This is a genomic window from Nocardia sp. NPDC004718 (assembly GCF_053601535.1).
Map to the genome: position 1 here is coordinate 246,372 of NZ_JBSGCA010000002.1, position 14,417 is coordinate 260,788.

14 protein-coding genes are annotated in these 14,417 nt (G+C 68.5%); 8 read left to right on the forward strand and 6 right to left on the reverse strand.

The annotated features are described in order from the left end of the window. Nucleotides 1-72: 72 nt before the first annotated feature. A complete protein-coding gene (locus ACWEH3_RS03230) occupies nt 73-1,809 on the reverse strand; it encodes an ABC transporter ATP-binding protein (RefSeq protein ID WP_450015018.1) in 1,737 nt (578 codons plus the stop codon). Next, the gene (locus ACWEH3_RS03235) at nt 1,806-3,665 is read right to left on the reverse strand and encodes an ABC transporter ATP-binding protein (protein WP_450015017.1); all 1,860 of its coding nucleotides are present in this window, start codon (nt 3,663-3,665) and stop codon (nt 1,806-1,808) included. Before ACWEH3_RS03235 ends, ACWEH3_RS03230 begins: the two co-directional genes overlap by 4 nt. Before the next feature lie 395 nt (nt 3,666-4,060). On the opposite strand from ACWEH3_RS03235, the gene ACWEH3_RS03240 reads away from it, so the two are divergent. From ACWEH3_RS03240 to ACWEH3_RS03260, 5 genes are all read left to right on the forward strand, one after another. Next, on the forward strand, nt 4,061-4,240 hold the full coding sequence (locus tag ACWEH3_RS03240; protein WP_450015016.1) for a hypothetical protein: 180 nt from the start codon (nt 4,061-4,063) through the stop codon (nt 4,238-4,240). A gap of 106 nt (nt 4,241-4,346) precedes the next feature. Then, the gene (locus ACWEH3_RS03245) at nt 4,347-4,799 is read left to right on the forward strand and encodes a TIGR03667 family PPOX class F420-dependent oxidoreductase (protein ID WP_450015015.1); all 453 of its coding nucleotides are present in this window, start codon (nt 4,347-4,349) and stop codon (nt 4,797-4,799) included. A 5-nt stretch (nt 4,800-4,804) separates the two neighbouring features. Beyond that, nucleotides 4,805-5,386, forward strand: a complete 582-nt coding sequence (locus ACWEH3_RS03250; RefSeq protein WP_450015014.1) for a putative glycolipid-binding domain-containing protein — start codon at nt 4,805-4,807, stop codon at nt 5,384-5,386. 182 nt (nt 5,387-5,568) lie between these two features. Next, nucleotides 5,569-6,498, forward strand: a complete 930-nt coding sequence (locus ACWEH3_RS03255) for an RluA family pseudouridine synthase (RefSeq protein ID WP_450015013.1) — start codon at nt 5,569-5,571, stop codon at nt 6,496-6,498. Between the two features lie 217 nt (nt 6,499-6,715). Further along, nucleotides 6,716-7,459 (forward strand): CPBP family intramembrane glutamic endopeptidase, encoded by a 744-nt coding sequence (locus ACWEH3_RS03260; protein WP_450015012.1) that lies wholly within the window; start codon nt 6,716-6,718, stop codon nt 7,457-7,459. 46 nt (nt 7,460-7,505) lie between these two features. On the opposite strand, the gene ACWEH3_RS03265 is transcribed toward ACWEH3_RS03260, so the two are convergent. After that, a complete protein-coding gene (locus tag ACWEH3_RS03265) occupies nt 7,506-7,679 on the reverse strand; it encodes an FAD-dependent oxidoreductase (protein ID WP_450015121.1) in 174 nt (57 codons plus the stop codon). A 238-nt stretch (nt 7,680-7,917) separates the two neighbouring features. Between ACWEH3_RS03265 and ACWEH3_RS03270 the strand changes: the two genes are divergently transcribed. Next, nucleotides 7,918-10,626 carry a hypothetical protein gene (locus ACWEH3_RS03270; RefSeq protein ID WP_450015011.1) on the forward strand — a complete coding sequence of 903 codons (2,709 nt, stop codon included), beginning with the start codon at nt 7,918-7,920 and terminating at the stop codon, nt 10,624-10,626. Between the two features lie 128 nt (nt 10,627-10,754). Here ACWEH3_RS03270 and ACWEH3_RS03275 read toward each other — a convergent pair whose 3' ends face one another. Further along, nucleotides 10,755-11,435 (reverse strand): TetR/AcrR family transcriptional regulator, encoded by a 681-nt coding sequence (locus ACWEH3_RS03275; RefSeq protein ID WP_450015010.1) that lies wholly within the window; start codon nt 11,433-11,435, stop codon nt 10,755-10,757. Between the two features lie 66 nt (nt 11,436-11,501). On the opposite strand from ACWEH3_RS03275, the gene ACWEH3_RS03280 reads away from it, so the two are divergent. Then, entirely contained in the window at nt 11,502-12,611 is a 1,110-nt protein-coding gene (locus ACWEH3_RS03280) for an FAD-dependent oxidoreductase (protein ID WP_450015009.1), read from the forward strand. A gap of 19 nt (nt 12,612-12,630) precedes the next feature. Here the strand turns inward: ACWEH3_RS03280 and ACWEH3_RS03285 are convergent, their stop codons facing one another. Next, complete coding sequence (locus ACWEH3_RS03285) at nt 12,631-12,822, reverse strand: hypothetical protein (RefSeq protein ID WP_450015008.1); 192 nt, start codon at nt 12,820-12,822, stop codon at nt 12,631-12,633. Beyond that, entirely contained in the window at nt 12,819-12,983 is a 165-nt protein-coding gene (locus tag ACWEH3_RS03290) for a hypothetical protein (protein WP_379251940.1), read from the reverse strand. Before ACWEH3_RS03290 ends, ACWEH3_RS03285 begins: the two co-directional genes overlap by 4 nt. A 142-nt stretch (nt 12,984-13,125) precedes the next feature. On the opposite strand from ACWEH3_RS03290, the gene ACWEH3_RS03295 reads away from it, so the two are divergent. Next, on the forward strand, nt 13,126-14,313 hold the full coding sequence (locus ACWEH3_RS03295; protein ID WP_450015007.1) for a helix-turn-helix domain-containing protein: 1,188 nt from the start codon (nt 13,126-13,128) through the stop codon (nt 14,311-14,313). The last annotated feature ends 104 nt before the right edge of the window (nt 14,314-14,417 follow it).

Sequence of the window (14,417 nt, forward strand, 5' to 3'; positions counted from 1 at the left end):
CTCGCGCGAACGGATCACCGTGGGCGCCGGCTGTTCTCGGCGTCCACGGTGACCGGCTCGGCGTGCGAGGTGCTAGGTGGCGACCGGCTCCAGATGCCAGCCCGACGCGCGAGATCGCTCGTTCCAGAACGCGGCGTATCGGCCGTCCAGCGCGAGCAGTTCCGCGTGCGTGCCGCGCTCCACGATCCGCCCGCCGTCCACGAACAGGATCTGATCGGCGTGGGCGATGGTGGCCAGCCGGTGCGCGACCACGATCACCGTCTTGTCCTTGGTGATCTCGTGCATGCCGCGCACAACGACCGCTTCGCTGTGCGGATCGAGCGCGCTGGTCACCTCGTCGAGCAGCACGATCGGCGCGTCCTTCAGCAACGCCCTGGCGATCGAGACCCGCTGCCGCTCACCGCCGGACAACGCCGCACCGCCCTCACCGACCCGAGTGTCGAAACCGTCCGGGAGCCGGTCGACGATCTCGTCGACGCGCGCCGCGGCCGCCGCGCGACGCACCTCGTCGTCACCGGCATCCGGCCTGCCGATCCGGATGTTGTCCGCGACCGACTGGTCGAACAGGTAGACGTTCTGGAAGACCAGCGACAACTGACTCAGCAGCGTCGCCGAAGGCTGATCGCGCACGTCGTGCCCGCCCACCGTAACCCGGCCCGAATCCACGTCGTAGAACCGGGCGGCCAGCCGCAGCAACGTCGTCTTACCCGCACCGCTCGGCCCGACGATGGCCGTCGTGGTGCCCGCGGGCACGCTGAACGTCACGCCCGACAGCACCGGTTCACCGGGACGGTATCCGAAACTCACGTCGTCGAAGACCACCGACGGCGCTTGCGGGGTGACCGCCGTTTCCGCCTCCGGGAGCACCGGTTCGGCGAGCAGCTGGGTGATCCGGTCCGCGGCCGCACCCGCCGAACGCAGCGCGGTGCCCAACTGCGCGGCTTGGTTGAGCGGTTCGATGAACCGCGAGCTCACCGCGATCAGCGCGATCGCAGCGGCTGCCGAGATGGCGCCGTCGGTCACCCGCGCCACCGCGACGTACACCAGAACCAGGAACACGGCCTGCACGAACAGCGCGAACAGGATCAGGCCCGGCACGCTGGCGAACACCATGCGCGATCCGGCCGAGCGCTGCCCGGCCAACGCCGCGTCGAGCGCGCGGTTGCCCGATCCCACCGCGCCGAACGCCCGCAGCACCGGCTGCGCCTGGGCGAATTCGATGACGCGCGAATCGGCTTCGGCCGCCGCCGCGTGCATCCGCTGGTCCGCGCTGGTGTATGCGCGATCGGCCAGCCGGTTCACCAGGTAGAGCACTGGCGCGGCGAGCAGCATCGCCAGCGCGATACGCCAGTCGACCGCCAGCATGCCGACCGCGACCGCGAGCGGCACGATGACGCCGCTGAAGATCCTGGCCAGCAGATAGGCGACCAAGCCTTGCAGCTCGCGCACGTTGTCGACCATGAGCCGCCCGAGCGGCCCGGCGTCATGGGTCTCGAACCAGCCGAGCGGCAGTGCGTTCAGGTGGTCGCCGAGCCGGGTCTGCAATCCGCGCTGCATGCCGATGCCGACGCGCAGGCCGATCGCCGCCTGCAGGTAGCCGAAAACCACCACGCCCGCGACGGCGGCGAACATGCCGAGCGCCCAGAGCCACGCACGGCCGAGGTCGTCGTCGAAAAGCGCGGTCAGCACCGGCACCAGCAGCAGGTATGCCACGGCCTGGCTAACGGCCTGCGCGACTATGACGGCGAACAGTTTCGGTGTCAGATGGGCGAATTCGCCCGGAACCAGGTCCAGCACCTTGCGAATCATCGGACTCCCTCCGCACTGTGGACGAGCGTCATATCGCCCAGCGCCGCTTCGTTGATCTCCCATAGCCGCTGGTAGGCGCCGCCCGCGGTGACGAGACTCGCGTGATCACCCTGCTCGACCAGTCGTCCCCGCTCGAGCACCAGGATCCGATCCACCGAGGTGATGGTGTGCAACCGGTGTGCGATGACCAGGACCGTGCGCCCCGCGACCAGTACGGCCAGCGCGTCCTGCACGGCCGCTTCGGATTCCGGGTCCGCGAAGGCGGTCGCTTCATCGAGCACGAGGACCGGGGTGTCCGCGAGCAGGGCGCGCGCTATCGAAAGCCGTTGCGCCTCGCCGCCGGAGAGCGTCGCGTCGATACCGAGTTCCGAGTCGTAACCACGCGGCAGCGCCACGATGCGATCGTGGATCTGCGCGGCGCGGGCGGCCCGCTCCACCGCGGCGTCGTCGGCGTCGGGACGGGCCAGGCGCAGGTTCTCCTTGATACTGCCGCGGATCAGCCGCACATCCTGGAAGACGAACCCGACGGTGCGGTAGAGCTCGTCGCTCGGAAAGTCACGGATGTCGCGGCCGCCGATGGTGATCCGGCCCGAACCCACGTCGTAGAACCGCGGCAGCAATTTGGCCAGTGTCGATTTGCCCGATCCGCTCGGGCCGACCAGAGCCGTGATCGTGCCGGGGGCGAGCTCGAGATCGATACCTCGCAGCACGTCGTGGCCGGAACGATAGCCGAAGTCGACACCTTCGAACCGGACCAGACCGGCGGGCGCGGATTCGGCTTCCGGCGCGGCGGAGGTCGGCGCACCGTTACTCAATTCGGGAGTCCGTTGCAGGTCGTGCAGGCGTTGCGCCGCCACCGCGGCGGCCCGCAGCGCCTGCGCGCCATAGCCGAGACCGATCAATGAACTGCCCAGGCCGAGGCCGACCAGCAGAAACGGCAGCACGTCCAGCGGCTCCACCCAGTCCAGGCCCACCGCGGCCAGTCCCGCGACGACTACGACCAGCATCACGAACACCGGGGTGACGACGATGTCGGAGGCCGCCTGCACCTTGATGATCGGCGTCTTCAGCCGGTCCACGCTGTGGGCTTGGTGCTCGACGGCGTCCTGGAAGACGCTGTGCGCCTTGCCCGCCTGACCGAACGCGCGCACCACCTGAATGCCGTCGACGAACTCGATGGCGGCTTGCTTGGTGGCCTGCTCGGAGCGGGTGTAGACCACGAAGCGGTCCCGCCCGTCCCGGTCCATCATCCGGCCGTAGAGCACGGCGTACGCCAGCACCGGCACCAGCAGCACCAAAGCCAGCCGCCATTCGACGGTGAGCAGATAGCCGAACGTGATCAGCGGAACGGTGACGGCGCCGACGAACTCCAGGCGAGCGTGCGCCACCAGGTAGTGCAATGCCTCCACATCGTCCTGGAGATACTTCTTCACCTCGCCGGAGGTCCGCTCGCCGAACCAGCCCAGCGGCACCCGGGTCAGCTTGGCCGCCAGCGCCCGGCGCACGGCGAGTTGATATCCGGCGTCGACCAGGTGCGTCCAGGTCAACGCCGCGGCCTGGAGCAGCGCGCGGACCACCAGGACCAGCACCGCGATCGTCAGCTGACGCCACACCCGGTCGGTGTCCACCTGATCCTGGAGCAGTTCGCGGCAGGCCGCCACGATCAGCACGAAGGGCACGACCGCGCACGCCGACGCGACGGCCATGACGATGCTCGCGACGGTCAACGGGCCGCGCACGGGCGCGAGGATCTCCCTGCGCGCCTGGGCCTCCTGCTGCTTGCGTTCTTTCAGCACCGCCCTCGGCGGCCGGTTCCCCGTCTGCGCCGCAGGCAGCGGCGCGACCTCTACCGTCATCTGACCTCGTCTCTCGCGGCATCCGTCACCGGAACCGCCTCATCCTCACACAGAAGCGCCCAGCAAGAAAGGTTAGCCTAAGTTATCTTTGCCCTCCGGCTTCGCGGGCGGTCCATCGACCAGCGAGTACGGAGGCGGTCGTCCGGCACGGCACGGGTCGCCCGCTTCGCCGCCGGGACCACGGGCGGCCCCCGCCTACCTGCCGTTGTCTTTCGTGACTTATTTCGTCAATGTGCGAAAACTGCTGCGAACTCACTGTTTTCGAACTGTCGACGCGCTCGGGAAACCTCCGTGAACGAACCCGCATCCTGGTCCGATAGCCCGCGTGCATCGCTAACTTCGAATGCGAGCGAAACCACGGATCCGCAGGAGGATCGAATATGTATGGCACGGAGATGTTTTCGTTTCTGTCGAATTGCGGCAGAGATCCCGGCGAACTCACCGCGGGCCAAGCGCACCATGCCATGCAAGTGCACCTGGATTGCAGCGTCGAGATGTGCCGGGTCCGGCGGCGCGCCCGCGGGACGTTGGTCGAAGCCCGGCTGATGGTGCTGGACGAACGGGCCACGCCGTGACAGGAGCACCTTGCTCGTGACTCCCGCCGCGACGAGCTCCCCTGTATCGGAGTGGCATCAGCCCGTCGAGCGGAATCGTCACGGCGGCCGGGGTGTTGTCCTTGCCATGACCGCAACGGCATCCGATCGTTCCGCCACCCCTGTCGTCGACACCGAGACCGAATTCGGCGCCAAAGTCGCCGAACGCCTGAACCGCGAGTCCATCCTGTGGCTGACTACCGTCGGCCCCACTGGAACACCGCAGCCCAACCCCGTCTGGTTCCAGTGGCGCGATGGTGAATTCCTGATCTTCAGCAAGCCCGGGCAGCCGAAGGTCCGCAACATCCAGCGCAATCCCCGGGTCGCGCTGAACCTCAACAGCACCACGTCCGGCGGCGACGTGGTGGTACTCACCGGCACGGCGCGCGTGGTCGAGCAACGGCCCGGTTCGGCGGAGATCGACGCCTTCACCACGAAGTACGCCGAGGGCCTTCGCTCGATCGGCCTGACCGACGAGCAGTTCTACGCCGAGTACTCCGTCGTGCTGCGCATCACCCCCGACCGGCTGCGCGGATTCTGAATCCGATGCAGTTCGCGCCGCCGCCGCCCACCGCCGCGTGGCGTCATCGCACCGCCCGCGAGGGGTTCGAGGTGGCGTATTTCCGGGTCACCGAGCAAGGCGTGCTGATCGACGGCTGCACGACAGCGGTGGAGGACGGCGCGGCCTGGGTGGTGGACTACCGGATCGCGCTGGACACCGAATGGCGCACGCGCCGGGCCCAAGTGGCCGTGCGCAAGCCAGGCGGCTGGAACACGCTGGTGCTGGAGTCCGACGGCACGGGGTCCTGGCTGCTGGACGGCATGCCCGCGCCCCTGCTCGACGGCTGTCTGGACGTGGACCTGGAGTCCTCCGCGCTGACCAACGCGCTCCCCGTGCACCGGTCCGCGCGGGAGATCGGCGACGGCGCGGACGCGCCCGCGGCCTACGTGTACGCCTCCGGCGCCGCGGTGGGCCGGTTGGAGCAGCGCTACGTCCGCGTCGCCGACGGCGCGCACGGACCGCGGTTCCAGTACTCCGCCCCGGAGTTCGACTTCGCCTGCACGCTGGACTACGACAAGTCGGGCTTGGTGCTCGATTACCCGGGCATCGCGATCCGCGCACACTGAGCCCGCGACCTCGGACGTCACCGGCCTGCGGTCAGGCGTACCTCCGCCTTCGCTCCGGCCATGCGCGGGCTGAGGACGGACTACATCCGACTGCGCCCATCGTGCGTACCTCCGCCTTCGCTCCGGCCATGCGCGGACCGAGGACGGACTACGTCCGACTGCACCTATTAGGGTCGGTATCGATGAGAAGGCGGCAACAACCGCCGTTGCCGAAACGGCACGGCTTGGACCCGGCCCGGTTGCGACTACCGGAGCAGGGCCATTGGGCGACCATCCGGGACCATTTGGTGGAGCGCCTGCCCCGGGTCTCCCCGACGCGCATCGATGAACTGCTGCACACGGGCGGCATCGTCGACCTGGACGGGCCGATCGCTCCGGACGCACCGTTCGTGCCCGGCGGCGCGGTCTGGTTCCATCGCGATCTGCCCGAGGAGACGGTGGTGCCGTTCGACATCCCCGTCGTGCATCGCGACGACGACCTGCTGGTGGTGGACAAACCGCACTTCCTGGCCACGATCCCGCGCGGTCAGCACATCCTGCAGACCGCGCTGGTGCGGCTGCGCCGAGAGCTGGGCCTCCCCGACCTGGTCCCGGCGCATCGACTCGACCGCGTCACGGCGGGCCTGGTGCTTTTCGTGATCAACCCGGCTCGCCGCGGCGCGTACCAGACCATGTTCCACAAGCGCACCGTGCGCAAAGAGTACGAGGCGATCGCCCCGTTCGATCCCGGCCTCACGCTGCCCCGCGTGGTTCGCAGCCGGATCATCAAAGAGAAGCAGGTGCTCGCGGCCCAAGAGGTCCCGGGCGAACCCAACGCGGAAACCGAGATCGAACTGCTCGAGCACCGCGACGGCCTCGGCCGCTACCGGCTGCGCCCGCACACCGGCCGGACCCATCAATTGCGCCTGCATATGAACAGCCTCGGCGTCCCCATCCTCGGCGACGACTTCTACCCGGTGCTCACCGACAAGCCGGTCGACGACTTCACCAGGCCGCTGCAACTGCTGGCCGCCTCGCTCGAGTTCACTGATCCGGTCACCCGCGAGCCGCGCCGTTTCGAGACCAGCCGCACGCTGCAGGCCTGGACCGACCCGCACGGGTGGGCCGGCTGACACCGCGGTCGGCGCCCGCATCGAGCAGCGGCGCCACGACACGATCACCCGGCCGAGCGCCGCGCCATGCCTCCGCACACGTTCCGCGGCACCCGCCTCGCCTTCCGCGCATACGGCGCGGACCCCGGTCGACCGCAACGGCGGCGAAAAGTGATCGATCCAGCAATAAGGCCCGGGTCCGCGGTGAACGTGTTCTCGTTCCGTAGACTCGGTCGAGATGTCTGAGCCGGACCTTGCAGCACCGCCCCGCCCACGCCACAAAGTGCGCGCCTACGTCGACGTCGCCGTGGTGGTGATCGTCTTGGCGGGCACCAATCTCATCGCACATTTCACCACCGCGTGGGCGAGCATCGTGACGGTGCCGGTCTCGGCGCTCGTGCTGCTCGCGCTGGTCCGCAGGCGCGGTCTCGGCTGGTCGGAACTCGGCCTTTCGCCCCGGCACTGGCGGCGCGGTTCGCTTTACGCGCTCGGCGCGGTGGCGTTGGTCCTCGCGGTCGTCGGGATCGGGGCGGCACTACCGCTCACGCGGCCGTTCTTCCTGGCCGATCGCTATGCGACCATCTCCGGCGCGTTGATCGCCTCCATGATCGTCATCCCGTTGCAGACCGCGATCCCAGAGGAGCTGGCCTTCCGTGGCGTGCTGTACGGCACGCTCGACCGCGCATACGGTGCGCGCGGCGTCTTCGCGGCGGGCTCCCTGCTGTTCGGCCTCTGGCATATCGCGTCGTCCCTCGGTCTCACCTCCGGCAATCGCGGCCTCAGCGCATTCGTCGGCGGCGGCGTGACCGGACAGATCGTCGGCATCCTGCTCGCCGTTCTCGCGACGGCCGCGGCGGGCGTGGTGTTCACCTGGCTGCGCCACCGCAGCGGCAGCCTGCTCGCCCCGATAGCCCTGCACTGGTCGGTCAACGGCGCGGGAGCCCTGGCCGCCGCCATCGTCTGGCACACCACGCTCAGTTGACACCTGCCGGAGAAACTGGACCGAGAGTCCGGCCAGGAATCCTTCTTCAGGAACCCAGGCAGCCGAGAACTTCGGCCGCAGCGCGATAGCCGGATCGGACAGCACCGTCCATGTAGCCGTTCCACACATCGGATGTCTCCGCGCCTGCCCAGTGGATACGGCCGACCGGTTCGGATCGCGGAGCGCAAACCGGGCAACCTGGGCGGAAAATACGGTGCACTGGATACGTGCGCATTCGAACGGAGTTTCGACACGCGGAGAGCGCCGTTGAATGCGCCGCTCATCCGGATATTCGAGGGAGGTCATGAATTTCCCGCGCTCGGCGTGTCGCCTTCTGCGCGGAGAGCGCCACATTGACCACGGGCGGAGGTCGGTTTAATCTCACTTCGATCACACATATGTTCGAGCGATCATGTCTCCACCACTCGACATGAGACCTGCTCTTGGGAAGGCTCGCGATGCCCGACGAATTCTCGAACGATAGTTCCGAGATTGCCGCGCTGGCACAGCAAGTCGAGACCGCGCGCGGCAAACTGCCCCTGCAGCTCGATCCGGCGCTGCTGGAGGTGCTGTCCGAACGCGAGATCGCCGCGGAGCGCGAGCTGGCGGAATGGATTCGCGCGCGCCGCCGCGAGCAGCGGCGACGGGCCATCGAGGCGGAACTGGCCACCGAACGGCGCGACCGGAAGTCGTCCGCGGCGTTGCGTCGCTCGGAGGAGGCCGACGCCCGCTGGCATCGGCGCGCGCTGGCGGCGCGGCGTCGGGCGTCGAGCCAGGACGCGCGCCTGGCGCAGCTCTACCGACGGGCGGAGTGGTCGTCGCGCGCCTTGATCGCCGTCGTCGTGCTCGGCATGGTGTGGGCCGGTGTCAACGTGCAGCACAATCTGGTGCCCAGCGGCGACATGGCCGATCCGCTGTACTGGTTGAGCTACGGCATCGAGGCGATGATCTCGATCCCGATCATCACCATCATGGTGGCGGCGACGACCGCGGCGCGATGGGGCCGGGAGCTGGCGCGCGGCAAGGTGATCTTCTTCGAGGCGGCGCTGCTCGGCACGACCGTCGCACTGAACACGGGACCGCATCTCGCCGCGGGCGACCTCGGCCGCGCCGCCGAATACGCGATCGCTCCGGTGATGGTCGGCGTCGTGATCTGGTTGCACGCCTGGGTTTCCGCGCGGTACGCGGTGCTGATCGACGGCGCGCCGGTGATCGATCCCGACCCGCGAACGATCCATCTCGATGCGCAACTCGCCACGGGCATGCAGGCGGAAGCGAGTGGTCGCCCCTCCCTCGACGCAGCGGCGAACAGCGGCCGATCTCCCTGGGAGACCTATGCGGGCGTGACCGATGGCCGCGAGCCGCACCACGACGCGAATTACGGAGCGCGAGCCGGTCATCGGGGCGGTGCCGACCTCCATCACGCCGGGAGCGAAGCCTCGACCCACCACGCCGTCCCAGCCGAGACGACAGGCACTCGTCCCGGCGCACGGCCCGACGAGTCCGACTCGGCCGCAGCGACCATGCCTGTCCCGGCACGCGTCGATCCCGGAAAGTCGGCGACCAATGGTCACGCGGTCGGATCGCCGATCAACGGGCACCCCATCACTGTCGACCGCGTCGCGTCCACCGCGGCGGCCCCTGACAACGGCGAAGTGCGCGAGGGCTTCAGCGCTTCGGGCCTCGCCGATACTCGCACGGCCAACGGCCACGCGGTCGATACGCAGATCAACGGCCACCCCGTCGACGGTGCCCAGCCCGCGGGTGCGAATCCTGTGCACAGCGAAGTGGGCGAGAACTTCACCTCGGGTTCCGCCGACGAGCGCCCGGCCAACGGTCACGCGATCGATACCGGCACGAACGGTGTCGCACTCCCCCACACGACGAACGGCCACCCCGTCGAACCCACCGTCAATGGCCACACCCGCGGCGACCTGTCCGTGAACGGCCACGTCCTGCCGATCGACGGCAAGGCCGGCCGGACACCTGTCAACGGGAACGGGCACCCGCGCATCAACGGACATACCTTGCGCCCGCCCACCAACGGTCACACGGTGCCGACCCCCGCCGACGGCACCGAGCGGCACCCACGGGTCAACGGAAACGCCTTCCGCCCTGGCACCAACGATGACATCACCGAGTTCCCGGCGACCGGAGACGCTCGAGTCAACGGGCACGACACTGATCGAACCACCAATGGTCACGCCGCCGGGACGCCTACAGGCATCAACACGCACGCGCTTCCGGTCGACCGGCACACCGCCCCGGCCACTGAAGACCACACGGACACCCTCGCTCCCCATGGCAGCCCGGTTCCGTCTGCCACCAACGGCCGCGAGTTGACGACTTCCCCCACCCATCCGGATTCATCTGCCGCCCAGCATGTCTCGCAAGTCCAGTCGGACGGAGATTCGGCCCTGTCGACCGATCCCGAAGCAGCGCAGCCTTCACCGGCCGACTTCGAGCACGGAACGCCGAGCCGAGTGCGAAAGCAGGTGTCCGATATCCGGGAACCGCGTCCAGAACCCGCGCAACCTGCGGCACAGCAGATTTCGCTGGACGGACTCGAGTTCGACGACCGTCCCTTCACTCAGACGAACAGCGCGACGCCGCCACTTCCGCCCGCCGTTCGAGGCGAACGCTCGGCCGATCGCGTGCATCGAGGAGACGACGCCGCCCGGCGTCCCGGCTCCACCGAACCGATGCACACACAGTCCCCCGCAATCGCCGACACCGCCGCACAGGTGCACCCCAACGCCACCGCCCCGCGCGCGGCGAAACGCGGAAAGTCGATGTCCGCAGAGCAGAACGACCGCTCCGCCGACGCGGAGAGCGAACAACTGGCCCTCGAGGAAACCCCCGAGCTTTCGCCCCTCCCCATCGCACCGATGCCGGTCCTCGAGGACGACGACGAGGACGACGAATTCCCCACCGAGCCGGAGGAAGCCGACACCGACGACGACGAAATCTCCGCCATCGCACGAGCCATCACCGCCCGTCACCTGTCCGACCTCCCGATCGAAGAGGTCAGGGAGATCCTGACCCTCGCCGATCAGGGCGGCTCGACCCCCGCCATCGCGAACGAACTCGGCGTCCCCCGCTCCGCGGTCACCCGCGTCCTGGACTCCGCTGTCAAAGTCCACCGCCCCTACGCGACCATCAGCTGAGCACCGCCGCTCCGAGCGGCTAACGATGGCGCAAAAGCTGGAAGGCAGGCGCGCCACCATCGAGACGCGGACACGTCGGCGTGTTCGGCCAACGGGTGCAGCGATGACATCGGCCCGGGCGTCTTCGGTCAACTCGAGATGCGGGCTTCGATGCCGTCGAGCAGGAAGTCGAGGCCCATGCGGAAGGTTTGGTCGGCGTCGAGGTGGGCGGCGTCGCGTACGACCGTCTCCAGCGCGGGGAATCGGCCGGTCGCGAAGGCTCGCTCCAGATAAGGTCCGAAGGCAACCTGCCACTGGTGCTCGTCCATCCCGGTGGATCGCTCGGCGCGCCGGTCGGCGATCTCGCGGCGCACCGCGCCGATCACGTACGCGTTGACCGCGGCGACCACCGGCATGGCCATGTCCACGTCGACGCCGCCCAGTGCCGCCAGCACGGCCTCCCCTCTGGCCATCGCGTGCGGCCCGAGCTGTGGCCGCCCACCGAGCAGGTCGGCGAACCATTCGTGCTGGTGAGCTGCTTGCCGGGTGGTTTCGGCAAGGGAGCGCAGCACCTCCCGCCAACCGTCTCCGGCCGGCTGGATCTCGGCGTATACCGCGTCGACCATCAAGTCGAGCAACTCGTCCTTGGTGGCGATGTAGCCGTACAGCCGCATCGGCCCGACATCCAGCGCGGCGGCGACCTTGCGCAGCGACACCGCCGCCAAGCCGTCCGCGTCGGCCAGCCGGATCGCCGCTCGCACGATCCGCTCCCGGCTCAACGGCGCCGGCACCGGTCGATCTGGTGGCTCCGGTCGCTCCCACACCAACATGCCGCTGACACTACATCGCATGGCCAGATACAGTGTATTGAAAAATACGGTGTATCGGAGGTAATCATGACCATCACGATCGTCGGAGCCGGACTCGGCGGCCTGGCGCTTGCCCGGGTGCTGCACGTGAACGGCATCGCGGCCGTCGTGTACGAACGCGAAGCCTCGCGCGAGGCTCGCGGCCAGGGCGGCATGCTCGACATCCATTCCGGCCAGCGGGCGCTGCGCGAGGCCGGACTGATCGACCAGTTCCACTCGATCGCCCGTGGTGAAGGCCAAGACATGCGCCTGCTCGAGCCGGACGGCACCCTGCTGCTCCAGGAGGACACCCCCGACGACGCCCCGCTCGATCGCCCCGAGGTCGACCGCGCCGATCTGCGCAACCTGCTGTTGGACTCCCTCCCCGAGGACGTGGTGCGCTGGGGGCACGCGTTCGAATCCGCCGACAACGGCCTACTGCACTTCGCCGACGGCAGCACTGCGACATATGACCTGCTGGTCGGAGCGGACGGCGCGCAGTCCCGGGTCCGCCCGCTGCTCACCGACGCCCGCCCGGCGCATATCGGCCAGAACGTCGTCGAGCTCGGCATTCCCGACATCGACCGCACCCACCCCGACCTCGCGGCGATGATCGGCCGCGGCAACTACTGGGTGCTCGGCAACGGACTGTCCCTGGCGGCGCAGCGCAACGGCGACGGCCGCGTTCGCATCGGCCTCAGCTTCTACAACACCGGCGAGGACTGGTTCGCTACCGCCGGGATCCCGTTCGACGACCCGGCCGCCGCCCGGGCGCGGCTGATCGACCTGCTCCCCGGCTGGGACGCACGATTCACCGCGCTGATCGCGGCCTGCGACGACACGGTCGTGCCGCGGTCGATCACCAGTCTCCCGATCGGCCTGACCTGGCCGTCGAGGCCGGACGTCACGCTGCTCGGCGACGCCGCGCACCTGATGCCGCCGGTGGGCGAGGGCGCCAACATGGCGCTGCTCGACGGCGCCGTGCTCGGCCTCGCACTGGCCGCGCACCCGGACGACTTTCCCTCCGCCGTAGAAGAATACGAACGGGAGATGTTCGAACGCACCAGCGCCGCCGCCCGGATGTCCGCACAGATACAGGAACTCCTGACATCACCGGACGCCAGCCGGAGAATGCTCGAGTTCTTCCAACCGGGCTGAAGGTATCCGAATACGGCGCTCATGGTTTCCGCCATTCGTCCGGCGCGCGGCGCACGCCGCGCTCGCTCAGATAGCGCTCAGCGGACGCTCTACGCGGGCATGGCGGTTCACAGTTCTGGTGGATCTTCATCAGGCCGCGCGCGTGTTTCTCGTCCGCAGGCAGGTTGCCGTCCTCACAGTAGTCCTGCACCCAGGAACGCCGAGTCGTCATCGCCGCTCGTCCTCCAGCCGCGCGAAGATCTCTCGTGCCGGTACGGATTCGTCCGGTTCGTCGCCGAGCTCGAGTAGCCAGGGCAGCACCCAGAACACGAGAATCAGCAGTCCGCCGACAGCGGCTACGACGATCAGGACAGTTGCGAGCTCTGCGGTCATTCGGTGACCTTTCGGCACGTCGTGGGTGGTTGGTTGGCACCCGGCGCCGGGGATTCAGGACTCGACCCGACGCCGGGGCCTGCGGATACCTTGTCCTCGATGAACGCATGCGAAGCGGCACATCGTGTGTCACCGTGGAGGCATGGACGATGCCGGGATCGGGGAACGCACCGCTAGGGCGCGCAAGCTCACCCGGCTCACACAGCAACAGCTCGCGCAGAAGGCGAACGTGTCGTTGTCGCTGTTGCGCAAGGTCGAGCGAGGCGCCCGGCCAGCCTCGCCCGCGTTCATCGCGGCCGTGGCCGGGGCACTCGGGGTCGACATCGAGGATCTGACCGGGCAGCCCTACATCCCGGCGCGCGACGATGCCGGAACGCACGCCACGATCCGCGAGTTGCGCCGAAAAATTTTGGCGTTCAATGACGAACCACTGAATGCGCCGACCACCCTGGAAGAGCTGACCACGGCGCTGCATCGGGTACAGGAGAGCAGACGGCGTGGCCGGTACGGCGACCACACCGCCGAACTGCCGGACGTAATCCATGGTTTGCATGCGCTCGCCGCCGACGAGCCATCCGGGCGGCGTTTGGAGAGGATCTATTCGACGCTCGCCTACGCATACAACAGTGCGTCATCGATCGCCTACCGGTACGGCTACCTCGACCTCGCCGGACTGGCCGCCGAACGATGCGTGTGGGCCGCCGAACGTAGCGGTGACCTCGCGTGGCCAATCGCGGCGGAATACCATCGCGCGCTGATCCTGCTGTACTCCGGCGCGTATGCCGGTGGACTGCGGATCATCGAGCGCGCACACGCAGCCAGTGAGCAACTACCTGCGACGCCGGAAGTACTCGCGGTGCGGGGCGCGCTACACCTGCGGGCGTCGATACTTTCCGCCCGTGCGCTCGACGCCGACACCGCCGACACTCATCTTCGAGAAGCGCGCCGGATCGGCGAGAGGATCAGCTCCGACCGATACCAGGAGTATGGAACCGGTTTCCATCTGCCGAACGTCGCTATTCACTCCGTCGCCGTGCCCGTCGAGTTGTCCGATGGCACAACCGCTGTCGCACGCGCCGAGCAGATTCGGCTACCGGCATCGGTGACGCCATCCCGCGCTGGACATCACTGGATCGACGTGTCCCGCGCCTGGTTGCTTCACGGCGACAAGCAGCGTGCCCTCGCCAGCCTCGACCAGGCGCGCCGGATCGCACCGGCGCTGACACGCAACCACCCCCAAGTCCACGAGACCGTCCGCGTGCTCGCCAATACCCGGCGCGGAACCGACTCCCTGGCCCGGTTCGCGAAGTGGGCCAACGTCAAGATTTGAGTCTCGTAGGAAACCACAGCCACGGCCGACCACGCGATGTAGTGCGGTTGGTCAGCGGCTGAGGCGCGGCGGCGGCCGAGCAGGAACGTGAGGCGCGGCGTTCA